Origin of the sequence: Lentzea kristufekii, from assembly GCF_033949925.1 — a bacterium.
GTDB lineage: Bacteria > Actinomycetota > Actinomycetes > Mycobacteriales > Pseudonocardiaceae > Lentzea > Lentzea kristufekii.
In genome coordinates this window covers 145823-169648 of sequence record NZ_JAXAVV010000012.1, presented here as the reverse complement: position 1 = coordinate 169648, position 23826 = coordinate 145823, and the positions used below count along the sequence as shown (strand labels likewise).

General features: G+C 68.6%; 28 protein-coding genes. 16 read left to right on the top strand and 12 right to left on the bottom strand.

Annotated features, from left to right (window positions below; translation table 11 throughout):
• Window positions 1-20: 20 nt before the first annotated feature.
• A complete protein-coding gene (locus SK571_RS24830) occupies window positions 21-1352 on the bottom strand; it encodes a cytochrome P450 (protein ID WP_319986488.1) in 1332 nt (443 codons plus the stop codon).
• Window positions 1353-1476: 124 nt separating this feature from the next.
• Between SK571_RS24830 and SK571_RS24825 the strand changes: the two genes are divergently transcribed.
• From SK571_RS24825 to surE, 6 genes are all read left to right on the top strand, one after another.
• Entirely contained in the window at window positions 1477-2289 is an 813-nt protein-coding gene (locus tag SK571_RS24825; protein ID WP_319986487.1) for an SAM-dependent methyltransferase, read from the top strand.
• Between the two features lie 83 nt (window positions 2290-2372).
• Complete coding sequence (locus SK571_RS24820; RefSeq protein WP_319986486.1) at window positions 2373-3461, top strand: FAD-dependent monooxygenase; 1089 nt, start codon at window positions 2373-2375, stop codon at window positions 3459-3461.
• 98 nt (window positions 3462-3559) lie between these two features.
• A complete protein-coding gene (locus tag SK571_RS24815; RefSeq protein WP_406602025.1) occupies window positions 3560-5287 on the top strand; it encodes a family 20 glycosylhydrolase in 1728 nt (575 codons plus the stop codon).
• A 23-nt stretch (window positions 5288-5310) separates the two neighbouring features.
• Entirely contained in the window at window positions 5311-5496 is a 186-nt protein-coding gene (locus SK571_RS24810) for a hypothetical protein (RefSeq protein WP_319986485.1), read from the top strand.
• Window positions 5497-5554: 58 nt separating this feature from the next.
• The gene (locus SK571_RS24805) at window positions 5555-6460 is read left to right on the top strand and encodes a 1-phosphofructokinase family hexose kinase (protein WP_319986484.1); all 906 of its coding nucleotides are present in this window, start codon (window positions 5555-5557) and stop codon (window positions 6458-6460) included.
• A gap of 4 nt (window positions 6461-6464) precedes the next feature.
• Window positions 6465-7220, top strand: coding sequence for a 5'/3'-nucleotidase SurE (surE, locus tag SK571_RS24800; RefSeq protein WP_319986483.1), 756 nt, complete (start codon window positions 6465-6467; stop codon window positions 7218-7220).
• Here the strand turns inward: surE and SK571_RS24795 are convergent.
• Genes SK571_RS24795 through SK571_RS24785 form a run of 3 tightly spaced genes read right to left on the bottom strand, consistent with a single transcriptional unit; the run spans window position 7183 to window position 8360 of the window.
• The gene (locus tag SK571_RS24795) at window positions 7183-7506 is read right to left on the bottom strand and encodes a hypothetical protein (protein ID WP_319986482.1); all 324 of its coding nucleotides are present in this window, start codon (window positions 7504-7506) and stop codon (window positions 7183-7185) included. The two genes, surE and SK571_RS24795, sit on opposite strands and share 38 nt — an antisense overlap.
• Window positions 7507-7518: 12 nt before the next feature.
• Window positions 7519-7914 carry a DUF5313 family protein gene (locus SK571_RS24790; RefSeq protein ID WP_319986481.1) on the bottom strand — a complete coding sequence of 132 codons (396 nt, stop codon included), beginning with the start codon at window positions 7912-7914 and terminating at the stop codon, window positions 7519-7521.
• On the bottom strand, window positions 7911-8360 hold the full coding sequence (locus SK571_RS24785) for a MarR family winged helix-turn-helix transcriptional regulator (protein ID WP_319986480.1): 450 nt from the start codon (window positions 8358-8360) through the stop codon (window positions 7911-7913). The genes SK571_RS24790 and SK571_RS24785 overlap by 4 nt, the downstream gene beginning before the upstream one ends.
• Before the next feature lie 104 nt (window positions 8361-8464).
• Between SK571_RS24785 and SK571_RS24780 the strand changes: the two genes are divergently transcribed.
• A complete protein-coding gene (locus SK571_RS24780; protein ID WP_319986479.1) occupies window positions 8465-9289 on the top strand; it encodes a glycosyltransferase family 2 protein in 825 nt (274 codons plus the stop codon).
• Here the strand turns inward: SK571_RS24780 and SK571_RS24775 are convergent.
• The 3 genes from SK571_RS24775 to SK571_RS24765 all read right to left on the bottom strand — a co-directional run bounded on the left by SK571_RS24775 (window position 9255) and on the right by SK571_RS24765 (window position 12033).
• A complete protein-coding gene (locus tag SK571_RS24775) occupies window positions 9255-10331 on the bottom strand; it encodes an aminotransferase-like domain-containing protein (RefSeq protein WP_266039638.1) in 1077 nt (358 codons plus the stop codon). The two genes, SK571_RS24780 and SK571_RS24775, sit on opposite strands and share 35 nt — an antisense overlap.
• A 30-nt stretch (window positions 10332-10361) precedes the next feature.
• Entirely contained in the window at window positions 10362-11558 is a 1197-nt protein-coding gene (locus SK571_RS24770) for a PI-PLC domain-containing protein (protein ID WP_319986478.1), read from the bottom strand.
• Window positions 11559-11829: 271 nt separating this feature from the next.
• Window positions 11830-12033, bottom strand: a complete 204-nt coding sequence (locus tag SK571_RS24765; protein ID WP_030479286.1) for a cold-shock protein — start codon at window positions 12031-12033, stop codon at window positions 11830-11832.
• Window positions 12034-12173: 140 nt separating this feature from the next.
• Here SK571_RS24765 and SK571_RS24760 point away from each other — a divergent pair, with 140 nt between their 5' ends.
• The 6 genes from SK571_RS24760 (at window position 12174) to SK571_RS24735 (ending at window position 16869) form a co-directional block, all read left to right on the top strand.
• Window positions 12174-13274, top strand: a complete 1101-nt coding sequence (locus SK571_RS24760) for an acyl-CoA dehydrogenase family protein (protein WP_319986477.1) — start codon at window positions 12174-12176, stop codon at window positions 13272-13274.
• Window positions 13274-14275: a s-methyl-5-thioribose-1-phosphate isomerase gene (locus tag SK571_RS24755; RefSeq protein WP_319986476.1), complete on the top strand. Its 1002-nt coding sequence runs from the start codon at window positions 13274-13276 to the stop codon at window positions 14273-14275. Before SK571_RS24760 ends, SK571_RS24755 begins: the two co-directional genes overlap by 1 nt.
• Window positions 14272-14928, top strand: coding sequence for an acireductone synthase (gene mtnC / locus SK571_RS24750; protein WP_319986475.1), 657 nt, complete (start codon window positions 14272-14274; stop codon window positions 14926-14928). The genes SK571_RS24755 and mtnC overlap by 4 nt, the downstream gene beginning before the upstream one ends.
• Window positions 14925-15521, top strand: coding sequence for a methylthioribulose 1-phosphate dehydratase (gene mtnB / locus SK571_RS24745; RefSeq protein ID WP_319986474.1), 597 nt, complete (start codon window positions 14925-14927; stop codon window positions 15519-15521). Before mtnC ends, mtnB begins: the two co-directional genes overlap by 4 nt.
• Window positions 15518-16081, top strand: a complete 564-nt coding sequence (locus SK571_RS24740) for a 1,2-dihydroxy-3-keto-5-methylthiopentene dioxygenase (RefSeq protein ID WP_319986473.1) — start codon at window positions 15518-15520, stop codon at window positions 16079-16081. The genes mtnB and SK571_RS24740 overlap by 4 nt, the downstream gene beginning before the upstream one ends.
• Before the next feature lie 110 nt (window positions 16082-16191).
• On the top strand, window positions 16192-16869 hold the full coding sequence (locus SK571_RS24735; RefSeq protein WP_319986472.1) for a polysaccharide lyase family 7 protein: 678 nt from the start codon (window positions 16192-16194) through the stop codon (window positions 16867-16869).
• Here SK571_RS24735 and SK571_RS24730 read toward each other — a convergent pair.
• The gene (locus tag SK571_RS24730; RefSeq protein ID WP_319986471.1) at window positions 16850-17323 is read right to left on the bottom strand and encodes a GNAT family N-acetyltransferase; all 474 of its coding nucleotides are present in this window, start codon (window positions 17321-17323) and stop codon (window positions 16850-16852) included. The two genes, SK571_RS24735 and SK571_RS24730, sit on opposite strands and share 20 nt — an antisense overlap.
• 80 nt (window positions 17324-17403) lie before the next feature.
• Between SK571_RS24730 and SK571_RS24725 the strand changes: the two genes are divergently transcribed.
• Complete coding sequence (locus SK571_RS24725) at window positions 17404-18339, top strand: asparaginase (protein WP_319986470.1); 936 nt, start codon at window positions 17404-17406, stop codon at window positions 18337-18339.
• A 76-nt stretch (window positions 18340-18415) separates the two neighbouring features.
• On the opposite strand, the gene SK571_RS24720 is transcribed toward SK571_RS24725, so the two are convergent.
• Complete coding sequence (locus SK571_RS24720) at window positions 18416-19594, bottom strand: HNH endonuclease signature motif containing protein (protein WP_319986469.1); 1179 nt, start codon at window positions 19592-19594, stop codon at window positions 18416-18418.
• 167 nt (window positions 19595-19761) lie between these two features.
• Here SK571_RS24720 and SK571_RS24715 point away from each other — a divergent pair, with 167 nt between their 5' ends.
• Together SK571_RS24715 and SK571_RS24710 are read left to right on the top strand one after the other, a co-directional pair.
• Window positions 19762-20607 (top strand): helix-turn-helix domain-containing protein, encoded by an 846-nt coding sequence (locus tag SK571_RS24715; RefSeq protein ID WP_319986468.1) that lies wholly within the window; start codon window positions 19762-19764, stop codon window positions 20605-20607.
• Window positions 20582-20755: a DUF397 domain-containing protein gene (locus tag SK571_RS24710; protein WP_319986467.1), complete on the top strand. Its 174-nt coding sequence runs from the start codon at window positions 20582-20584 to the stop codon at window positions 20753-20755. The genes SK571_RS24715 and SK571_RS24710 overlap by 26 nt, the downstream gene beginning before the upstream one ends.
• Here SK571_RS24710 and SK571_RS24705 read toward each other — a convergent pair.
• From SK571_RS24705 to SK571_RS24695, 3 genes are read right to left on the bottom strand one after another with little or no spacing between them, the layout of a single operon-like run.
• Window positions 20742-21287 carry a radical SAM protein gene (locus SK571_RS24705; protein ID WP_319986466.1) on the bottom strand — a complete coding sequence of 182 codons (546 nt, stop codon included), beginning with the start codon at window positions 21285-21287 and terminating at the stop codon, window positions 20742-20744. The genes SK571_RS24710 and SK571_RS24705 overlap by 14 nt on opposite strands.
• 56 nt (window positions 21288-21343) lie before the next feature.
• Window positions 21344-22009, bottom strand: a complete 666-nt coding sequence (locus tag SK571_RS24700; protein ID WP_319986465.1) for a response regulator transcription factor — start codon at window positions 22007-22009, stop codon at window positions 21344-21346.
• On the bottom strand, window positions 22006-23805 hold the full coding sequence (locus tag SK571_RS24695) for a sensor histidine kinase (protein WP_319986464.1): 1800 nt from the start codon (window positions 23803-23805) through the stop codon (window positions 22006-22008). Before SK571_RS24695 ends, SK571_RS24700 begins: the two co-directional genes overlap by 4 nt.
• Window positions 23806-23826: the final 21 nt, after the last annotated feature.

Here is a 23826-nt window from a genome sequence, read left to right as displayed (position 1 = left end):
GGCAAGAACGGGCAGCAGTTTCACGCTGGAGGCTTTCTTCTCGTGGCCACCAGGGGCAGCTGGTTCGGCTGCATGGTGGCCTTCACCTGGGCGTAGACGCGTTGTCCCGCAACGGGGACGAGGTCCCACCGGGTGGCGATCGTCGCGGCCGCGATCGCGATCTCCGTGTGGGCGAGGAAATGACCTGGGCAGAACCGCGAGCCGGCACCGAACGGGATGAAGGCGCCCTTCGGCAGTGCCGCGGCCCTCGAAGGCTCCCAACGGTCCGGGTCGAACCCGCCGGGGTCCGGGAACCACCGGGGGTCGCGGTGCAGGGTGTGTTGCGAGACCGCGATCTCCGAGCCCTTCCGCACGAGCACGCCGCCGATCTCGACGTCCTCGCGGGCCCGGCGCATCAGGATGATCGGCGGGGTGCGGCGGAGCACCTCGTTGATGATCCGGCCGGTGTACTCGAGCTTCGGCACGTCCACGAACGTCGCCGGCCGGTCGCCCAGCACGGCGTCGACCTCGGCGTGGAACCGCCGGCGCACCTCGGGGCGCGTGCCGACCTCGTGGAAGAACCAGGCCAGCGCCACCGCCGTCGTCTCCGCGCCGGTGGTGAGGATCGTGACGACCTCGTCGTGGATCTGCTCGTCGGTCATCGCCTCGCCCGTGTCCTCGTCGCGCGCGGCGAGCAGAGCCGAGAGCAGGTCACCGTGGTCGGTGCCCTCTTCGCGCGCGCCCACGACGACAGCGGGGATGGCTTCGCGCAGCCGGGCGGCGGCCTCGTCGAACTCGCGGTTCGCCTTGAGCGGCAACCGTTCCACGAAGCCGGGGGAGAACGCGCGCACCAGGACGTGCCTGAGCATGATCGGGATGGAGCGCTTGATCTCGGCCAGCACCTCCTGCCCGAGCTCGGCGGAGAACAACGTGCGCCCGGCGACGGTCAGCACGAAGTCCTGCATCAGCAGGTCGAACTCGAGGCGCTGACCGTCGTGCCACGAGTCCCGCAGGCCGGTGGCGAGCGTCGTGATCACGTTCTCCGCGTAGGTGGACACGCGCGCACGGCTGAACGCGGGCAGCACCATCCGGCGCTGGCGCTGGTTGAACGCGCCGTTCGACGTGGCGAGCCCGTTGCCGAACAGCGGGCGCATCTTGTCGAACACGATGCCCTTGTCGAACTTGTCGGACGTGAGCAGCCGCAGCGCCAGCTCGGGCGTCGTGACCAGGTACACCGGCAGGGGACCGAGGAAGATCCTGACCACGTCACCGCTGGCGGGCAACGAGGACAGGAACTCGACCGGCGACCTGAGCAGCGTGACGGAGTGCCCGATGAGGGGCCAGCGGCCCGGCACCGTCGTGACGCTCGGCATCGCGACCACCCTTTCGTGCGACCCCGAACAACCTAGGGCCATCCGTCCAGTGGTGGCGAGCAGATGCACACGATCGGATGCTCATCCATTCAGCCGGACCGGTGTGCACAAGTACGCTCAGCCGGTGAGCAACAACCTCGGCTGGGTCCCGCCAGGTGTGGACACGACGGTGCCGTCACCCGCTCGGGTGTACGACTACTGGCTCGGTGGTGGCCACAACTTCGCCCCGGACCGCGCGCTGGCCGAGAAGATCCTGCAGATCATGCCCGGCGTCCGCGACGCGGCACGGCTGAACAGGTCGTTTTTGCGCAGGGCCGCGTTGCACATGGCAGAGCAGGGCGTGCGGCAGTTCCTCGACATCGGCTCCGGCATCCCGACCGTCGGCAACCTGCACGAGATCGTGCGGGCGGAGGCGCCCGGCTGCAGGGTCGTCTACGTCGACAGGGACCCGGTCGCGGTCGCGCACAGCGAGCTGATCCTCGCGGGCGACCGCGACACGGCGGTGGTGCAGGCGGATCTGCGCGACTCGGACGAGATCTTCGCCGCGGCCGGCCGGCTGATCGACTTCGACCGGCCCGTCGGCCTGTTCATGTTGCTGGTGCTGCACTTCGTCCCGGACGAGTGGGACCCGGCGGCGATCGTCGGGCAGTACCGGGACAGGCTCGCGCCCGGCAGCTTCCTCGCGTTGTCGCACGCGTCGGCCGAGGCGAAGCCCTCCGGGATGGACGAGGCCGTCCAGACCTACAACGTCAGGAGCTCGGCGAACCAGGCCTTCCCGCGCACGCACGACGAGGTGCTCGCGTTCTTCGGCGGGTTCGACCTGGTCGAGCCGGGGCTCGTCGGCTGCCCGTCGTGGCGGCCCGACGGCGAGGGCGACTTCGCGGCCAACCCGGAGATCAACGAGGTCCCGTTCGCCGGGGTCGCCGTCAAACCCTGACCACCGCTGACCGCGTTCGGTCAGTGGACGGTCAGCGCCGCTCGGCACCTTGTGGGCAACACCGACCCACAGGGGGCAACACCGTGAAGAACGTCCTGATCTCCGGCGCCAGCATCGGCGGGCCCGCGCTCGCGTACTGGTTGCGCCACCACGGTTTCCGCGTCACCGTCGTGGAGCGGGCGCGCGGCCCGCGGCCCGGCGGCCAGGCCGTCGACGTGCGCGGCCCGGCGCTGGAGGTCGTGGAGCGCATGGGTCTCGGCGAACGGCTGCGGTCGTTCAGCACCGACATGCGCGGCATGAGCATGGTCGACGCCGACGGCAACGAGCTGTTCCGCTCCACCACGCACACGCTGAGCGGCGGTGACCTGGCGAGTCCCGACGTCGAACTGCTGCGCGACGACCTCGCCCGGATGCTGTTCGACGCGGCGGACGGCGTCGAGTACCTCTTCGACGACACCATCACCTCGATCGACGGCACCCGCGTCACGTTCGAGAACGCCGCCCCGCGCGACTTCGACGTCGTCGTCGGCGCCGACGGCCTGCACTCCAACGTCCGCCGGCTCGTGTTCGGGCCCGAGTCGCGGTTCATCACCCACCTGGGCATGAACCTCGCCGTCTTCACTGCGCCGAACTTCCTCGGCCTCGACCACTGGCAGACGTTCCAGCAGGGCGGGGCCGTCGGTGGCGGCGTCATGAGCGCCCGCGCCAACGCGGAATGCCGCGTCTACATGGGTTTCAACGACGAGGTGTCGTTCGACCACCGCGACGTCGACGCCCAGCGCCGGTTGGTCGCCGAGAAGTTCGACGGCGCGGGCTGGGTGTGGCCGACGGCGCTGAAGCACATGTGGGAGGCGCCGGACTTCCACTTCGACTCGATGAGCCAGATCCGGATGGACTCGTGGTCGCGCGGCAACGTCGTGCTGCTCGGTGACGCCGGGTACTGCGGTTCGCCGATGTCCGGGCAGGGCACCGGCATGGCCCTGGTCGGCGCGTACGTGCTGGCCGGTGAGCTCGCGAAGGACCCGTCGGCCGCTTTCCAGCGCTACGAGGAGGTCCTGCGGCCGTACGTGACCGCCAACCAGGACATGGCGCTGCGGAACATGGAGACGGGCGGGGCGCCCGGCGACGACTTCGCCGAGATCGTCAACAGCCTCACGCTGCCGGTCTACTGACATCTCTGACAAAGAATTGGCTCAGACCATTGACGGCAAAAGGGATGTCTGCGCACGCTGGAGACAGGGTCGCCGCCCCCGCCTCGTGAGGAGGAGTCGTGAGAACTCGCGTTCTCGCCGCGGTCGTCGCTGTCACCGCAGCGCTGTCCGTGAGCGCGCAGTCGCAAGCCGCGGAACCACTGCAGAGCCTCGTGCCGGTCCCTGTCTCGGTGCAGGCCAGAAGCGGTGTCACGCACGCGCTGACGGCAGCCACGAAGATCTACACCGCCCCTGCCGCGCGTGACGTCGGCGACTTCCTCGCCGGCGTCCTGCGGCCCTCGACCGGCTACGCGTTCCCGGTGTCCGACACGACCACAACGCCGTCCGACGGCATCTCGTTGCTGCTCACGGGCGCACCGGGCACGGTCGGCCAGCAGGGCTACCAGCTCGACGTCGCGGCGAGCTCCATCGTCCTGCGCGCCGCCACGTCCGAAGGCCTGTTCGCCGGCGTGCAGACGCTGCGGCAGCTGTTGCCGGCCAAGGTCGAGAGCACGACCGCGCAGGCCGGTCCGTGGACCGTGCCGGGCGCGCTGATCGTCGACCACCCGCGGTTCTCCTACCGCGGCGCGATGCTCGACGTGGCCCGCCACTTCCACCCGGTGTCCACGGTCAAGCGCTACATCGACCAGCTCGCGCTCTACAAGATCAATTACTTCCACCTGCACCTGAGCGACGACCAGGGCTGGCGGATCGTCATCGACAGCTGGCCGCGCCTCGCGACGTACGGCGGCAGCACGCAGGTCGGCGGCGGCCCCGGCGGTTACTACACCAAGGCGCAGTACAGCGAGATCGTCCAGTACGCGGCGTCGCGCAAGATCACGGTGATCCCCGAGATCGACATGCCGGGCCACACCAACGCCGCGCAGGCCTCGTACGCGGAGCTCAACTGCAACGGCCAGGCTCCGCCGCTGCGCACGGACATCGAGGTCGGCTACTCCTCGCTGTGCGTGAACAAGGACATCACCTACCAGTTCGTCGACGACGTGGTGCGCGAGATCGCGGCGCTCACGCCCGGCCCGTACTTCCACATCGGCGGCGACGAGGCGCACGCGACCTCCGACGCCGACTACCAGGCGTTCATGGACCGGGCCCTGCCGATCGTGAAGAAGTACGGCAAGACCGTGCTCGGCTGGCACGAGTTCGTGAAGACCACGACCGACACCACGGCCGTGCCGCAGTACTGGGGCACCACGACGTCCAACGCCACGGTGCAGGCAGCGGCGGCACGCGGCCAGAAGGTCATCATGTCGCCCGCGAACAAGGCCTACCTGGACATGAAGTACAACTCCAGCACGCCTTTGGGCCTGTCGTGGGCCGGTCTGATCGAGGTCCAGACCGCCTACGAGTGGAACCCCGGCACGCACCTGAGCGGTGTCCCGGAGTCCGCGGTCCGCGGCGTCGAGGCTCCACTGTGGAGCGAGACGATCGTGACCGGCCGCGACATCGAGTTCATGGCGTTCCCGAGGCTCGCCGCGATCGCCGAGCTGGCGTGGTCGCCGTGGTCCACGCACAACTGGGACCAGTTCAAGGTGCGCCTGGGCAACCAGGGCCCGCGCTGGACGACCATGGGCATCAACTTCTACCAGTCCACCCAGGTGCCGTGGGACACCGGCGGCCCTGGACCCGGCCCGTGCACACAGCCGGCGTGGGAGCGCGACAAGGTCTACACCGGCGGCAACGTGGTCTCGCACAACGGCCACAAGTGGACCGCGCAGTGGTGGACGCGAGGTGAGGAGCCCGGCACCACCGGTCAGTGGGGTGTCTGGCGCGACGGAGGCGTTTGCTGACTCCTCCTGGGTACTCGTCGGCCATGACGGATCCCGAAGTGGCCGAAGAGTTCGCCGAAGAGGCCGGTGTCGACCCGACACCGCAGGAGGTCGACGAGTACCGCGACATGACGCAGCCGGGTGAGTGGCGCGCTGACGAGAAGATGGGACCGGACGGCGCGCCCGCGCCGCGGGAAGGGGAGGACCCAACCGGCGGTTCCGGCGCGTGATGTCTGATTCATCCGGTGCGGGCGAGTACCGAGCGCCCGCACCGGGTACCAGAACGTCGTGGATGCCCGAGTTGCCGTATTTGCCCCGTCCCCTCAACTGACCATCACCGTCGAGGACCTCGACGGTGAGCCGGACGTGCACCTGCACGCCGGCGGCCAGGGTTTCTGGCAGTCCAGGATGATCGCCGCTTTGGGCGTCGAAGCCGTCGTGTGCGCGACGTTCGGCGGTGAGACCGGCCGTGTGCTGCGCACTCTGCTGGAAGGCGAGCACGTCGACCTGAAGGCGCGCGACGTCGCCGCCCGCAACGGCGCCTACGTGCACGACCGCCGCGACGGCAGCCGGGACGAGATGGTCGAGATGCTCCCGGACGCGTTGTCCCGCCACGAGCTCGACGACGTCTACGAGTCGGCACTGGTGGAGGGCATCCGCGCGGGCACGGCCGTGCTGAGCGGGCCGTCCGACGACCGGGTGCTGCCCCACGACACGTACTTCCGCCTCACCTCGGACCTGACCGGCAACGGCTGCCGCGTGATCGTCGACCTCGCGGGCGACCGGCTCGCCGAAGCGGTGCGCGGCGGCCCGGACGTCGTCAAGGTGTCGCACGAGGAACTGGGCGAGGAAGAGCTGACCAAGCTCATCCAGAAGGCCCGGGAGATCGCTTCTTCCGGCGTGCACGGCGTGGTGGTGTCCCGCGCCGACGAACCGGCGTTGGCGCTGCTGGAAGACCAGCTCTACCTCGTGCGGATGCCGCAGCTGGAGCCCGTCGACACGCGTGGCGCCGGCGACTCCATGACCGCGGGGATTTCGGCAGGCCTCGCGCTGGGTATGTCGTTGACGGACGCGGTGAAGCTCGGCGCGGCCGCAGGAGCGGTCAACGTGACGCGGCACGGCCTCGGCAGTGGTGGGGGAGAAGCCGTGCGCGAGCTGAGCAAACGCGTGGAACTGGAGCCGATCGAGGAATGAGCGGATGCGCGCGCTGATCACGAACGACGACGGAATCGACTCTCCCGGCCTGTGGACCCTGGCGTCCGCCGCTGCCGAGTGCGGCCTCGAAGTGGTGGTGGCGGCGCCGACGACGCAGGCCAGCGGCACCAGCGCCTCGGTCGCGGCGGTGGGAGGGAACGGCCGGGTGGCGAGCGAGCGCCGCACCCTGCCCGGCCTCGACGTCGAGGCCTACGCCGTCGCGGCGCATCCGGGCCTGATCTCGCTGATCGCGTGCAGGGGCGGTTTCGGTGGCAAGCCCGACGTGGTCCTGTCCGGCGTGAACCTGGGCGCGAACGTGGGCCGCGCGATCCTGCACTCCGGCACCGTCGGCGCGGCGCTGACCGCCCACCTGAACGACGTCACGGCGATGGCGGTGTCGCTCGACGTGGGATTGGACGAACCCGAACCGTTGTGGGACAAGGCGGGCGAGGTCGTGCGCGTCGTGCTGCCGGTGTTGCAGGAGATGCCCGCGGCCACGGTGCTGTCGGTGAACGTGCCGAACGTCGTTGACGTGCAAGGACTTCGCTGGGCGGAGCTGGCGCGGTTCGGCACCGTGCAGAGCCGGGTGGACGACGTGGGCGACAACGAGGTCGAGCTCGTGCACGTCTACGCCGAGGAGTCGCTCGTGCCGGGCACGGACACGGCGTTGCTGGCGGACGGTTTCGCGACCGTGACGGCGTTGCGCTCGGTCGACCGCGACGTCAGCTCGGAGCCCGCTTTGCCGGCCTGGCCAGCGTGATCACGAGCCCGAGCAGCGCTGTCCGCACCCCGAGGAAGCCCTCGGTCGTGACGTCGTCGAGCGACAACGCCAGCATGCCGAACCCCAGCAGCAGGAGGAGTCCGTACATCCGTGCGAGGCCGAGCCGCCACGCCATCACGATGCCCATCACCCCGACGCCGAGCTGAACGACGCGGTAGTTGGGATCCAGGCCGAACAGGTCCAGCCATCCGAAAGCGAGCTGCAACACGCCCGCGGTGAGTGTGAGCGCCTGCGGCCTCGTGAACTGGAACTGATCGCTCGACAAGGCCATAGGTCCCTACCCCTCGGATCGCCGCCAGACCGCGTCGTAGTTCGCCTGTCGTTCGCGATCCTTCACGGCGTTGCGTTCCCGGCGACCTCGAGTCGCCGACCCTCGTGGATACCCGTACTTCGTGAGGCGGTAATCCACACTTTCCGGTGCGTAGGACAGCGCGAAGTACAGTCCTACAACGAATCCGAGCGCACCGCACGCGATCGCCAGCGGCCACGGCGAACCGAGCCCGAAGACCAGCGCGAGCGTGATGGCCGTGGTCAGGGGCGTGACCTGCACAAGACTGCGCACCGTGAAGCGCAGCAACCACTTCGGACCGGTCACGTCGTCGTAGACGAACTCCCGGTACTTCTGCGGTACCCGCCCGCCCGCGTAGTACCAGGCCTTCAGCGCGGGGTTCACCGGGTCGCCTTGGCGATCACCTTGTGCAGCACCTGGTTCAGCTGCGCGAGCTCTTCGAACGTCATGTCGAGCTGCTCCACGACCTTGAAGGGAATCTTGAGCGCTTCCTTGCGCAGCTCGGTGCCCTTCTCGGTGAGGGTCAGCGCGAGCGCGCGTTCGTCGGCCTTGTCCCGCTGGCGCTCGACGTATCCGATCGCCTCCAGCCGCTTGAGCAGCGGGCTGAGGGTGCCGGGGTCGAGCTGCAGGACGTTGCTCAGGTCCTTGACGGTGCGCGGCGACCGCTCCCAGAGCGCCAGCATCACCAGGTACTGGGGATGCGTGAGGTTCAGCGGCTCCAGGATCGGGCGGTAGACCGCGATCACCGTCCGGCTGGCCACGGCCAGCGCGAAGCAGACCTGCCGCTCCAGTTCGAGCGGGTTCTCCGGAATACTTGGTGTACTAATCATTGGTGTACACACTAACTCGCGGTCGCGCTCGAGTCCAAGAGGTGTGGCGCAGTGCTCAGACGTGGCTGACGTGTCGGCGGCGGACGACGGGGTAGACGACTGACATGGCTCGAACCACCGTCGTCATCGCCTCGCGGAACCGCGCGGACAGCCTGTTGCGCACGCTGTCACGCCTCAGCGAACTCGCGGTACCGGTGATCCTGGTCGACAACGCGTCCGCGGACGACACGGTTTCCCGTGTGCGCAACGAGTTCCCGAACGTTCTTCTGCTGGAGTCGGCGGTGAACCGCGGCGCGGTGGCGCGCAACCTCGGTGTGCAGGCGGCACGGACACCGTTCGTCGCCTTCGCCGACGACGACTCGTGGTGGGCGCCCGACGCGATCGAGCGAGCGGAGCCGATCTTCGACGAGCACCCGGACCTGGCGGTGATCGTCGCGCGCACGCTGGTGGGGCCGGAGGAGAAACCCGACCCGATCACGCCGCTGCTGCGCGACAGCCCGTTGGGCGAAGGTGTCGCGGGGCCCGCGGTGCTCGGGTTCCTGGCCTGCTCGGCCATCGTGCGGCGGCAGGCGTTCCTGGATGTGGGCGGCTTCAGCCCGGTGTTGTTCTTCCGCGGCGAGGAGACGTTGCTGTCGTGGGACCTCGCGGCGGCGGGGTGGGCGCTCTGCTACGTCGACGACGTGGTGGCGCACCACCACCCGGCGGCGGGCCGGGCACCGGGCGAGGACGTCGTCGAGCGGCGCAACGCACTGCTGGCCGCGTGGATGCGACGGCCGCTGGCCAGAGCCCTGGCGGCGTCGCTGAAGGACCCGAAGGCGTTCCGGGCGGCCTTACCCCGGCTGCGTCAGGCGCTCCGGCAGCGACGTGAGCTGCCGGAACACCTGGAAGCGCAGATCAGAGCGATCGCACAGCAGCCGCGAGACGCGTGATGCCCTCGTCGATCTGCTCCGGCGTGACGCCCGAGAACGCGAGCCGGATGGCGTTGTCGCCGCCCTCCAGCAGGAAGTCGGAGCCCTTCACGAACTCGACGCCGTGCTCCTTCGCGACCGGCACCAGCTTGTCGATCGACACGCCCGGCAGCTCGACCCACATGAAGTAGCCGCCCTGCGGCGCGGTGAAGACCGCCTCCGGCAGCTCGCGCTGGAGCGCGGCGACCAGGGCGTCCTTGCGGGCGCGCAGCGCGGTGCGGACGTTCGCGACCGACTCCTCGAGACGGCCGGAGCGGCAGTACGAGTTCACGATCGACTGCGCCACCATGTTCGGCGAGATGTACGTGGTGGTGGCGATGTCCTGGATGGACTTGATGACGGCCTTCGGGCCCACCAGGTAACCGCAGCGGATGCCGGGTGCCATGGTCTTCGAGAACGACGACGCGTAGACGACCTTCTCGTTCTTGTCCTGCGACAGCATCGTCGGCAGCGTCTCGCCCTCGAACCGCACCTTGACGTACGGGTCGTCCTCGAACAGCACGAAGTCGTACTTGGCCGCGAGGTCGAGCAGACGCGCGCGCTTCGCCTCGGACAGCGTGTAGCCGGCCGGGTTGTGGAAGTTCGGGATGATGTGCGCGAGCTTCGGGCGCACCCCGCTCTCCAGCAGCTCCTCGAGCGCGTCGACGTTGATGCCGTCGGTCTCCAGCTCGATCGCGTGGATCTTGGCGCCGCGCTGGCGCAGGTTCAGCAGCGTGCGGTCGTAGGTCGGCGCCTCGACCACCACGTCGTCGCCCTGCCCGACGAGCAGTTCGAACAGGAACGCGTCGGCCTGCATCGAGCCGTTGGTGACGAGCACCTGCTCCGGCGCGACGCCGTGCTGCTCCGCGAGCCAGGTGCGCAGCGGGACGTAGCCGACGCTCGTGCCGTACGCGAAGGTGCCGCCGGGGTCGTCCGTGAAGGCTTTCTGCGCTGCTTCGCGCAGGCCTTCCTGGTCGATGATGTCGAGAGAGGGCGCTCCGCGCGTGAACAGGATCGAGGCCATGCGCGGAGCGTACAACTCCCACAATCTGGGCTACGGCCCATATACGTATGAGCTCAGCCGGCTGACCGCTGCCTGCGCGTTCCCGAGGTGGTAGAGATCGACCGCCAGGAAGTTCGGCTTCTTCCTGGCCGCGGGCTGGCAGAACTGCTGCGCCCGGTTCGCGAGCTTGCCGTTGTCCGTCGTCGCGGTGCTCGTGAACGGGACGTCGCGGAAGTGGTTCATGACGAACAAGGGCTGGAAGGCGCCGGTCGCGGTGAGCGGTTTTTCATCCCATCGGCTGTAACAGGACCAGTCGGAACTGCCGAGGCCCGAACCCATCGACCAGTAGTTCTCGACGGTCCAGTCCTTCTGGTACAGCACACCGGAGTCCTCGCGCCCGTCCTTGCCGTGGTCGGTGAAGATGAGCAGCCGCTTGCCGCTGCTCTGCATCTGGCCGCGCGTGGGCCAGCCGTTCTGCTGCACGCCTTCGGCCCGGTACAGGACGTCGTTCAGCCCCTGCACCTTGCGGAGCTCGGCGCGCAGCGTGTTCGCGTCGACGTAGTCCTCCAGGAAGACCGTGACGATCTCGCTGCGGTTGGCGCGCAGGAAGTCCACGATCCGCTGGACGTCGACGTTGAGCGCCACCGGCTTGCTGACGAGGGTGCAGCTGTTGTGGCACAGGATCGCGCCGTCCGGGGTCTGGTGGATGTCCAGCATGAACCCGCGGACGCCGTCGTTGAGCTGTTGGACGATCCCGCGCGTCTGGTTCTTGGCGAGGTTGACGAACGGCGGCGCGAACCCGCCGTCCACCCCGTTCGCATAGGCGTTGTGGGCGGTCAGGAACGTCATCTGGTCGAGCCGCGGATCCGCCGGCATCGGGCTGGTCCGGGCGGCGACCGGCGTCAGGTACCAGCGCGACTCACCGCCGAGGCTGAAGAACTCCCACTGATCACCGAACTGACGCGGCTCGTGAACCGCATCCCCCTGTGAGCACGAACCCATGGTGAGCTGGCGGGTGATGCACTGGCCCGGCGAGTCGGTGTTCTCGAACCTCCCGTCGCTCAGCCGCCACTGCTGGTGGTCTTCGTTGCCCTTCGGGCGGTGCAGTGCCAGTCCACTGCCGCTCTGGGCGACGTTGAGGCCGGTCCGGACACTGGTGACGTAGAACGTGCCCGCGGGAGCCGCGTCGGCGGTGGCGGGTACCAGAGGAAGTAGGAGCAGGGCCGCGATGGCAGGGAGGTATCGCACGGTGACCAGAGTCACGTACCTGCGTGAAACATGAAACGTCTTCAAGCGTTTGGACGTTTAACACTGTGGGTATCCCACGTGCCGTAGAGCCCTCTTAGAGGCCAGTACAACTCCAAGGCAGCCGTCGCCCAACCGAAGGGTTAGGGCCGGTACTCGGGCGCCGCCTTCACAAGCCGCGCAGGGTTCGACTCCCTCGGTTGCCACCAGATCCGTCCCCGAACAGCAGAAAGCCCGCCCGGCACACGGCCGAGCGGGCTTCGGAAGAGCTCAATCAGATGGCGCGGACGTCCTGCGCCTGCGGCCCCTTCTGACCCTGGCCGATCTCGAACTCCACGCGCTGCTGCTCTTCAAGCGACTTGAAGCCCGAGCCGGAAATCTGCGAGTAGTGGACGAACACGTCCGGACCGCCGCCGTCCTGCGCGATGAATCCGAAGCCCTTCTCGCCGTTGAACCACTTCACGGTGCCCTGCGCCATACCGATTGCTCCCTAGATGTTGGACCCCCGCCAGAGCGAGGTTCGCGCGCAGTCTGCCAGGCGACGGTCTCTCTCACATCGTGGTTAGCCCGGTGGTGTGACGAAGTAAGTTGAACCGGGTACCACCGAGAGGAGCAGGGATGTCGAACTGGCTGGACGTCGCGCACGAGGTTGCGGCGACGCTCAGGTCCGACGCGGCGGACAGGGACCGGGCCAACCAGCCGCCCGCCAAAGAGGTGGAACTGCTCCGGCAGAGCGGACTGCTGAACGTCCGGGACTGGACGCAGCAGCAGCGGATCGGCCGGATCATCGGTGCGGCCGACGCCAACGTCGGGCACCTCCTCGGCTACCACTACCTGCAGATCTGGCGCAGCGGGCTGTTCGACGCCCAGTTCAGCGTCCAGCCCGACCAGTTCTGGGCCGGTGTCAGCAACCCGCTCGACGCTGCGCTCGAACTGACGCCCGCCGAAAACGGTTTCGTCCTGAACGGTCGCAAGACCTTCGCCACCGGAGCCGCCGTCGCCGACCGCCTCGTGGTCAGCGCGACCCGCACGGACAACGGCGAGAAGCTCACGTTCCTGCTCGACGGGAAAGCGACCGGAATCACCTACTTGGACGATTGGGACAACATCGGTCAGCGCCTCACGGCGTCCGGCGGGGTGAACTTCGAGAACGTCCAGGTGACGGAGGTGCTCGGGGTCCAGCCGCCCACCGAGGACCCGCGCGTCAGCCTCGCCGCGATCGGCTTCCAGCTCGTGCTCGCCCAGCTCTACGTGGCCATCGCGGAAGGCGCGCTCGCCGAGGCCGCCGACTACACCCGCACCAAGACCCGCCCGTGGTTCGTCAGCGGCGTCGAGGCCGCGACCGAGGACCCGTACATCGTCGCGGCGTATGGCGAGATGGTGTCCCAGACCAGGGCCGCCGGGCTGCTCGCGGACGAGGCCGCCCGCCAGCTCTGGGAGGCTTCCGAGTTCGGCCGCAACCTCACGCCCGCCAAGCGCGGCGAGGTCGCGGTGACGATCTCCGAGGCGAAGGTCGTCAGCACCAAGCTCGTCAACGAGGTCACCAGCCGCATCTTCGAGCAGGTAGGCGCACGCGGCACCGCGGCCAAGTACGGCGTGGACCGCTTCTGGCGCAACGCCCGCACGCTCACGCTGCACGACCCGGTCGTCTACAAGGCCCGCGAGGTCGGCGAGCACTTCCTGACCGGCGCGCGTCCCGCCCACACCGGGTACAGCTGATGCAGCCGGTGCTCGCCGACTCGGTGCGGCTCACCGATGACGGCGTGCTGATCCTAGACCGCCGGCAGTTCCCGTTCGAGCGGAACTGGGTGCTGTGCCGCACCGCCGAAGACGTCGGGCGGGCCATCGAGGACATGGTCACCCAGTCCTCCGGCCCGTACTTCGCGGTGCTGTTCGCCATGGTGTTGAAGGCACGCACCCTCGAAGCACTGCCGTTCGAGCAGGCCCGCGCACAGCTGGCGGAGACCGCGCGGATGCTCGAGAACACCAGGCGCACCAACAACGCCCTGCGCAAGGCCACCGAGGTCGTCCTCGACCACGTGGACGCCGCGCGGGACGTCACGCACGCGCTCGCGGGCGCCGAGGAGGGCGACCGCAGGTACCGGGCGAAGAGCCAGGCGCTGGGTGAGCACACGGCGAACCTGTTGCCGGACAACGCCACCGTCATGACGCACTGCTGGGCCGACCTGTACCTGACGGAGACGGTCAGGGCGGCCCAGCGCCGGCAGAAGACGTTGCGCTTCTTCTGCACCGAGACCAGGCCGTACCTGCAGGGAGCCAGGCTCACCGCGGAGACGTTGATCGAGATGGGCGTCGACACCACGCTCATCACGGACGGCATGGGCGCCGCGGTGCTGCAAAGCGGCGAGGTCGACGCGTTGGTGACGGCGGCCGACCGGGTCACCATGGACGGGCACGTCGTGAACAAGGTCGGCACACTGGGTCTGGCCGTGGCCGCGCACGCGTTCGGAGTACCGTTCCACGCCCAAGTGCAGGCACCCGATCTGCTGGCGCCCACGACGGACCACGTGGAGATCGAGTACCGCGACGGTGCCGAAGTGCTGCAGGTGCTGGGCAGGCCGAGTGCCACGCCGAGGGTGAAGGGCCACTACCCGGCGTTCGACGTGACGCCGCCGCGCTTCGTCACGACGGTGGTGACCGACCGGGGTGTCTACCAGGCCGGCGAGCTCGACAAGTACTACGAGGGAGAACAGCGGTGAGCAAGTGGGTCGTGCTCGACATCGAGGGCACGCTGAGCGCGACGGACCAGGTGCTGGTCGTCCTCTACGACTACGCCCGTCCCAGGCTCGGTCCGTGGATCGAGCAGCACGGTGACGACCCGGTGGTCGCCGACGCCGTGAAGCAGATCAAGGAGCTCAGCGGCCACGACGACGTTGTCAAGGCGCTGCACGACTGGATGGACGCCGACCAGAAGGTCACGCCCCTCAAGACGTTGCAGGGCCTCATCTGGCAGCAGGGCTACGCGCAGGGCGACCTGGTGGCGGAGTTCTTCCCGGATGTCGTCCCCGCGATCCGCAAGTGGCACGGCGACGGCGTGAAGCTCGCGATCTTCAGCTCCGGCTCGGTCGCGGGTCAGGTCGCGTTCTTCCGGCACACCACCGATGGCGACCTGACCCCGTTGCTGGAGCACCACTTCGACACGGTCAACGCCGGTCCGAAGCGCGAAGCCGAGTCGTACCGCAAGATCGCCTCGGTGCTGAAGAGCGACGACATCACCTTCTACAGCGACGTTCCGGCCGAGCTGCACGCCGCGCAGGAGGCGGGCTGGAAGACGGTCGGCGTCGCGCGCGCCGGTGAGCCGTACGGCAACGCCGACTTCTCGCCCCACCCGACGGTCTGGGAGCTCTCGTGACCGCCGAGCTCGCCCGCGAGTGCGTCCGGTTCGCGCAGATGGGCTGGATGCGCGGCACCAGCGGCAACCTCTCCGTTGTCCTGCAACGTGATCCGCTCCGGCTCGCGGTCACGGTCAGCGGCGTCGACAAGGGCGAGATCACCGCGGAGGACAGCGTGGTCGTCGACGAGAACGGCAACGCCGTCGACTCGCCGAAGGTCCCGTCCGCCGAAGCGGGCCTGCACGCCAGGATCGCCAGGGTCGCGGGAGCGGGCGCCGTCGTGCACGTCCACGCGCTCGCCACCGTCGTCGCGGCGGAGCACTGGCCCGGCGGCGTGGTGCTGAAGGACCTGGAGATGCTCAAGGGCTTCGGCCGGTACGACCACGAGGAGGTCGTGATCCCGGTCGTCCGCAACTCGCAGGACATGCTCGAACTGGGCGACGCCTTCGAGAAGGGCTTCGACCCGAAGGTGCCGGCACTGCTCGTCGCACGGCACGGCGTGTACGTGTGGGGCGACGACCTCGTGCAGGCACGGCACCGCCTGGAATGCCTGGAGTGGCTGCTGCGCTTCAAGGTGGAGACGCGAGACATCTTTACGGGGAGGCACTCATGACGCTGCTGACGGTGTGGCCGGAAACCGGCCCCGAGGAGACCGTCCTGCGCACCACCGACGCCGAGGAGATCACCACCGCGCTCAAGGAGCACGGCGTGCGCTTCAGCCGCTGGTCCGTTGTGGACGGTGTGACCGCCGAGAACGCCCTGGAGATCTACAAGGACGAGGTCGCCCGCGTCAGCGAGACGGAGCGCTACGGCTACGTCGACGCGATGGAGATGACCCCGGCCGACACGGACGAGTACCGCGCCAAGGCCGTCGAGTTCCGCGACAAGTTCCTCGCCGAGCACACCCATGACGACGACGAGGACCGCTACTTCGCCCGTGGCGCAGGCGTTTTCTACCTGCACATCGGCGACAAGGTGTACGCGGTGTTCTGCGAGGCGGGCGACCTGCTGAGCGTTCCGGCGAACACGACGCACTGGTTCGACATGGGCACGACGCCGGACTACGTGTCGATCCGGTTCTTCCACGACGACGACGGCTGGATCGGGAACTTCACCGGCAGCGACATCGCGACGAAGTTCCCGACCTTCGACGAGCTGCGTTCAGGAATGTGAAAAGTTCGCCTACCTGAACGTTGTTCCGGAATTTGAACGAGGTATTGATTCCCTCTGCCCTATGACCTCACAGTGGTACAGACCACTTATCAAGGTCGGAGGGATTCAACGTGGAAACCCCTGCACTCCACACACGACGATCCGTGCTCGCCCTCGCGTTGACCGCACCCCTGCTCGTGGCACCGGCGGCTCAGGCCCTCGCTCAGCCGCCGTCCGCGCAGTGGGCGTCAGCGCCGTACACCTACACCGTCCAGAAGCCGTACAACCTCGCGCTGAGCAGCCGCTACAAGTTCGAGGGCGGCGTCCACACGATGTGGGTGTACGACTACGACCAGCCGCACACTCAAGGCAGCCCAACCGATCCGCGCACCGAGATGCGCTTCAACCAGGAGTACTCCAGCGGCTCCCGCGCCTGGGAGGGCGAGATCTACATCCCGGCCGGCGTCAGCGGCCCCACCGTCGTGCAGATCCTGCGCGGCAGCCGTCCCGACGGCACCCGCGCCACCGACGTGATGCTCAACGTCGCGAACATCAACGGCGGCACCCTGCGCAAGGACAGCAACCAGGTCGTCGCCACCGGCATCTACAACAAATGGTTCAAGATCCGCGTCGAACACACCGCGGTGTCGGGCGGCCGCGGCACCGTGAGGACCTATTACAACGGCGCCCTCAAACTCACGCACCAGGACGAGGGCCCGGCGACGCGCTATTTCAAGAACGGCGTCTACCACCACGGCAGCGGCCGCGCGGAGGCCCGTTTCCGCAACATCACCTACTGGCGCCAGTGACATCCCGGGGCGTCCACACACCTGACCACTGCTCGGCGCCCCATCCCTCGAAGCGCCTCACCTCGGTGAAGCCCAGCTTCGCCGCGAGCCGCATCGAGGCCAGGTTGGCCGTCTGCGTGGTGGTCACCACCTGCTGACCGGGACGTGCGGCGGCGAACCAGTCGAGCGCCGCCGCACACGCCTCGTAGGCGTAACCCTGCCCCCAGAACTCCGGCAGGAACTGGTACCCCAGCTGGGCTTCACCGGACTCGGGGTGCGGGTCGAAACTGACCATGCCGATCATCGCGCCGCCGAGAGCGACGACGAAGAAGCCCGTGCGCCGGCCCGGCACCTCGGGCGCCGAGCGTTCGACCTCGTTCCGCGGCCGTGCACCACCGACGTAGGTGCCCACCTCCGGCGACGAGAACAGCTCGACGAACGCCCGACGGTCGCCCGCCTCGGACGCACGCAGCACGAGCCGTTCGGTCCTGATCGCGGTCGGTGGCCAGTCGACTGATCCAAGTCCGGTCAGGCGATCGACCCTAGAGTGAAGCCATGGACTCACGGGTGGCGGTTGCATCGCTCGGCGGCACGATCACGATGACGGGCTCCGGCGCGGTGGCACCGACACTCGGCGCGCAGGACCTGGTCGGAGGCCTGGAGGTCGGCGAGATCGCCACCCTGGCGACGATCCCCGGCGCCTCGCTCACGTTCGCGACTCTGCTGGAGACCTTCGACTGGGCCGACCAGCAGATCTCGCGAGGTGCCGCCGGCGTGGTGATCATCCAGGGCACCGACACGCTGGAAGAGACCGCGTACTTCTTCGACTGCCTGTGGCCGCACGACGAACCGGTCGTCGTCACCGGCGCCATGCGCCACCCTGGCCTGCCCGGCGCGGACGGCCCGGCCAACCTCGCCGCCGCCGTGGCTGTCGCGGCGGCAGCGAACTCACGTGGACGCGGGGCGTTGCTCGTCCTCAACGACGAGATCCACGCCGCCCGCTGGGTCCGCAAGACGCACAGCAGCCTGATGAACGCGTTCGCGTCGTTCCCCGGCGCGCTCGGACTCCAGGTCGAGGGCGCGCCGCGGTACTTCCACCCCGCGCACCGGTTGCAGGCACTGCCGCGACCTCTCGAAGCACCAGCGGTTCCGCTCATCGAGGCCACAGTGGACGATGACGGTGCCATCCTCGACTGGCTCGACGTCCAGGGCGTCGTGGTCGCGGCCACCGGCGCCGGGCACGTGTCGCAGGGGATGGCCGAGGCGATCTCCCGCGCCCGGTTCCCGGTGGTGGTGGCGTCGCGGACCGGCGCGGGCACGACGTTCCGCAACACCTACGGCTTCACCGGCTCCGAGTCGGACCTGATCCAGCGCGGCGCGATCATGGCGGGCTGGTTGTGCCCGCGCAAGGCCCGCGTGTTGCTGCGGCTCGCGCTGGGCTCGGAGAGCCCGGTCGAGGACGTGTTCGCGGTCCGCGGGGGAGTTTTCTGAGCGCTCGGGCGGCTGCCCGACCGTGCTTGGCGGGCGTGGTGCGCCGCGCCCGTGGGTGGCTGGTGGGCGCGGCGCCTCAGGCGGCGTGGATCGGGTTGGTCCTCGGTCTTCGGTGCGGGTCTATGAACGCGGGTGGGCGGAAGGTCGGGAGGCCGTCGGCCATCTCGATCTGCCACTCCGAGTGGTGGACCAGGTCGTGGTGGCGGCGGCAGAGCAGGACCAGGTTGTCGGCGTTGGTCTTGCCGCCCTCCGACCAGAACCTGATGTGGTGGGCTTCGCAGTGTTTCGGTGGGCGGGTGCAGCCAGGGAAGGCACAGCCCTTGTCGCGGGCCACCAGGACACGGCGCAGGCCCGCGTTGATCGCCCTGGTCTTGCGGCCCACGTCGTGGATCTGGGAGCGGCTGCCCAGCAGGGTGGGGATGATGCCCGCGTCGCAGGCCATCTTGCGGACCTGGCTCATCGGGAGGTGCTCGCCGTTGTCCAGCAGGGCGGTGCCGATGCCCTCGCGGAGCTTGTCGTAGTCGACCGTGACCGTCAGCTGGACGCGCTCGCCGCCGTGGATCCTGGCGCCGCCGGCGCGCAGCGCCAGGTCGACGACCTCGCACAGCGCGTCGCCCTCTCGTTCCGGCGCGAACCGCTGGTCGTGGGGCTCCGGCTTGGCCAGCGGGTCGATCAGCGCGTCGAGCTTCGCGCCGGTCTCGGCGTCGAGGTCGGCGGACAGCAGGTACCGGCCGCCCCTCCACTGGCGACGCAGGACGTTCTTCCGCGGCACCGGGTCTGAGTCCCTGGGCTCCGGGCCGTCCTGGTCGAGGCGGTAGGCCAGTGCCTTGCAGAACGCCTTGGCGGAGCGAGGTTCGTTCTGCCGCGCGTACTCGACCACGTGCTCCTCCGCGACGGAGGGCAGCGCGGCCATCGCCTCGGCCAGCACCTCCACGTGGTCCTCGGACAGCTCTCCCTCGGCCATCGCGGCCGCGACACCGGGCAGGGCCGGCCCGATCAGCGAACCGGTCGGCGTCACCGTGGGGCACAACGCCTGCGCCTGCTTGATCCTGCGGCGGGACACCTTGGGATCCCACCGCAACGTGTGCTTGAAGACCTCGACGAGATCCTTGTACCCCAGCGTTTCCGCCGCGCCCTGCTGGTCGAGCGAGCCGATGATCTCCAGCACCTGGAACTGAAGCCGTTGCAGCGCGCGGACTTTCCGCTTGAGCTCGTCGAGGAGCTCAAGCGGAGAGGAGAGCGCGAGTGCTGGCATGCGTTCATCGTGGCATGAACAGGTGTTCGAATTCCATTCCACAATCAGGTGAACGCGCAGGTCAGACCCTATGGCGCCGTGTGCGACGCACGACGCCATAGGGTCCGACGTTTTCACCCGAACGAGCCCGTGGCATGGATTAAACCCAAGCCATACCGTCGTTGGGCATGACCGCGATCATTTCCACCCCGTACAGCCGGGATCTCGGCGACGAGCTACGTCGCTTGAGGGAGTCGTGCACCGAGTTCCACGGCCGCGCGATGGCCATCCAGTTGGGCTGGGATCCGAGCAAGGTGTCCGACATCGAACTCGGCAAGGTCCGCGCGAGCGAGGTCGATCTCGTGCAGTACATCGCGACGTGCGGCAAGGACATCGAGTTCGTCAACGAGTTCCGCAGCCGCTACTACAACGCCTTCGACCTCTACTTCGCTCAGGTGCCGGACGACCTGCGCACACTCGCGATGACCGAAGCGATGGCCTCGAAGATCATCAGCCTCGACATCATGACGGTGCCCGGCCTTGTGCAGGTGGAGGACTACGCGCGGGAGCTGTTCGTCGACTCCCACATCGAGGCGCCCGAAGACATCGAGAAGTTCGTCCGGGCGCGCATGGAGCGACAGGCGATCTTGAGGCGGCCGAGTCGTCCGGAGTGCCTGTTCTACGTGCACGAGTTGGCACTGCGGATGCGGCTGGGCAGCGCCTCACTCCGTGAAGATCAGTACCTGCGTCTCCTCTTCAACACCCACATCCTCCGGATCGTGCCAGCGCACATCACGGCCTTCCGATCTCCGTGTGTGCTGTACGAGTTCGAGAAGGCACCTTCGGTCGTGTACTGCGAAACCGACATGGCCAAGGTGTTCGCGCAGGACAAGACCGCTGTCGCGCGGGCGAGGAGGCTCTTTCAGCGGCTGGATGGTGTCGCTCTGGATGAGGAACAATCGCGGAGCAAGCTGATGGAGTACATCAGCGGCCTGCGAGAGGACTCAGATGTTCCAGGAACGGACTTGGCGTAAGAGCAGCTACAGCGGTGGCAGCGGCTCGGGCAACTGCGTGGAGGTGTCGCTGGCCCAGGACGCGCTGGTGCGGGACACGAAGAACGCGAGCGGTGACGTACTCGCGTTCTCCACCTCTGCCTGGCGCGCCCTGATCAACTCGCTCTGACCACCGACGTGTTCGCGGTCTCGACCGTCACCCGCACGGTCTGAGGGGCGAGCGACTGCAGGTACTGCGCGTGGTCCGAGCCGAGCGTGTCGCTGAACGCGATGAACCCCAGCCGGGGCAGTTCGAACGCGGTGGTGGCGCAGAAGTCCTCCAGGCGGTCGAAGCCGCGCCGGATGCCGGTGGCGTCGAGGCCGAACACGGCGTGCCGGTCGAGCTTGGCGGCGCCGATGTCGAGCAGGTGCAACGCGTGCATGGCGTGGTTGAACGCCATTGCGCACACCTCGATGCGTGAGCACGACAGCAGCAACGTCCGCACCATCGACGGGTGCAGTGACTTGCCGGACGTGCGCAGGACGACGTCGATGCCGGCGGCGCGGAACAGTTCGACGATCTCGAACAGGCCGGGTACTCCCAGCGGTTCGCCGCCGCCCAGCGTGACGGTCTCGGGGCGCATCGAGATGAGCGCCTGTGCGATGTGCAGCATTCGGTCGTGGCTGAGCCGCGCGTGTGCGACGTCCCAGGTGATGTCCATGCGATCGGGCCCCCTTCGGCGGATACGCCGATCCAATCCAGGGACCTGTCCCGTCGTCAGGTGACCTGTGTCCCCATCTGGGAGGGACTTCCCAGGCCGGCCTCGCGGGCCCGCACGATGGCCTGCGCGCGATCGGCCACCTGCAGCTTGGTGAAGATCGCGGAGACCCGGTTGCGGACGGTCTTGCCCGACAGCGTCAGCCGGTGCGCGATCGACGGGTTGTCCAAGCCGGACGCCATCAGTTCCAGCACGTCTCGCTCCCGATCCGTGAGCTGCGGGAACAGCACCGCCTTGGACGACGAGATCGCGGTGAAGTAGCCCATCATGCGCTGGGCGATGGTGGCGCTGAAGATCGCCTCGCCGGCTCCTATCGCCTGCACCGCGCGCACGATCTCGTCGTCGTCCGTCGTCTTGACCAGGTAACCGCGCGCGCCGGCCTTCATCGCCGCGAACACGAGCTCGTCGTCCTCGTGCATCGTCAGCACGAGGACGCCGACGTGCGGCAGGGCCTCCTGGATCTGCTTCGCGGCCTCGACACCGCCCAGGACGGGCATGTGCAGGTCCATCACGACGACGTCCGGTGCGAGGTCCAGGACGACCTGCACGGCCTCCTGCCCGTCGGCGGCATCACCGACGACCTCGAGACCGTCCTCGCCGTCCAGCAACGCCTTCAAGCCGCGCCGGAACACCGGGTGGTCGTCTGCGATCACAACCCGCGTCACTGGGCCTCCAACGGGATCCGCGCCACCACCCGAGTTCCGTGTGGTTCCGCGGGTCCCACTGTGCACGATCCACCCAGCTCCGCGCACCGTTCTCGCATCGAATCGAGCCCCACACCCGGCTTGGCGTCGGCCGCGACCCCGCGTCCGTCGTCCACGATCTCCACGACCAGGTCGCGGTCGGCCCGCACGGTGATCACGCAGGTCGACGCTCCGGAGTGGCGTGCGGTGTTGGTCAACGCCTCCGCGACGATCCGGTAGGCCGCGACCTCGACGGCGGCGGACAGCCCGTCGATCTGCTCGGCCTGCACCTCGACGCGCAGGTCACCGCCGAAGCGGGCGGCCTCGTCGCGCACGGCCAGTGCCAGGCCCTGGTCGAGGATCGGCGGCCGCAGCCCGTCCACGAGGCTGCGCACCTCGACGGCGGTCGTGTCGACGTCGGCCAGCACCGGGTCCAGCACGTCGCCCAGCGAGCGGCGCAACGCCTTGAGCTGCAACCGGATCCCGACCAGTGCCGGCCCCACGCCGTCGTGCAGGTCGCGCCGCAGCCGCAGCCGTTCCTCCTCGCGGGCGCGCACCAGCCGTTCGCGGGCGAGTTGCAGATCGGCGGTCAGCTTGATCGACTGCGCGGCCGGAGCCGTGGACCGGGCGAGGTCGACGAGCAGGCTCAGTTCACGATCGCTCAACCGCTCGTCGGGAGCACGCGGCTCGACCACGAGATCGCCGACCGAGGAACCCCGGTACGTCATGGGGAAGCGCAGCTGCGGCCAGCCGCGGCTGCGTCCGTGCTCGGCCAGCACCGACCCACCCCGGATCGCCACGTACGGCAGCTTCAACGACTCGGCGACCGTCTGAGCCACGGTCGCAAGCACGTCCTGCGACTGTTCGAGCTTCTCGCTCAACGTGGACAACGTCGCATAAGGATCGGAGCGCTCGCCGTACAGCCACCGGTCGAGCTTGCGCTGCACCCAGCTGCGGATCGGCGCGAACACCAGTCCCGCGGCCACGACCCCGATCACCTCGGCGTCCTTCGCGAACAGCTGGCCCGCCCCGACCATCACACCGAGGTAGACCAGCAGCAGCACCACGGTCAGCGAGCCGTAGAGCAACGACCGGTGGATCAGCAGGCTGATGTCGTACAGGCCGTACCGCAGGATCGCGATGACCGCGGCGGCCGGGAACGCCAGCACACCGACGATCCACGCGATGTGCCCGTCCGTCGTCTCCACCACGGTCGCCACGCCGGCCAGCGTCAGCAGCGCGAACGCCCACACGAGCAACCGGCGTTCGTCCCCTTCGGCCCTCCGCCACCGCAGAGCCAAGGACACCACGGCCGCGAGCACGGACACCCCGGCCGCGAGAACGGCGATCAACGTGATCGTCTTCGCGAGCCCGCCCCCGCTGCTCTGCCAGAACGAGGCAGGATCACCCCACGACGCCCAGGCGATCCCGATGGTGCCGACGACAGCACTGAACAGCGACGCGCCGATGGCGATCCACCAGCGGTTGCTCAAGGGCTTGCCGTTGGGGAAGACCAGTGCCACAGCGGGCAGCAACGCGTACGTGGGCCACCAGACCCACGCCTCGACCCATCGGGCGGGGTGGTCGGCGGGCTGACCCGCGACCGCGACGGCGATCGCGCCGAACACGCCCATCGCCAGCAGCAACCACCCGACGGACGACCTGCGGACGTGGCCGATCACCCGCACCCCGAGCAGGGTGCAGGCGAACGCGACCAGCCAGTTCCGCGGATGTGAGACGGCGCCGGTGACCGCTGTGTGCACGACGGCGAAGAGCACACAGGCGGCCACCACCGCGCC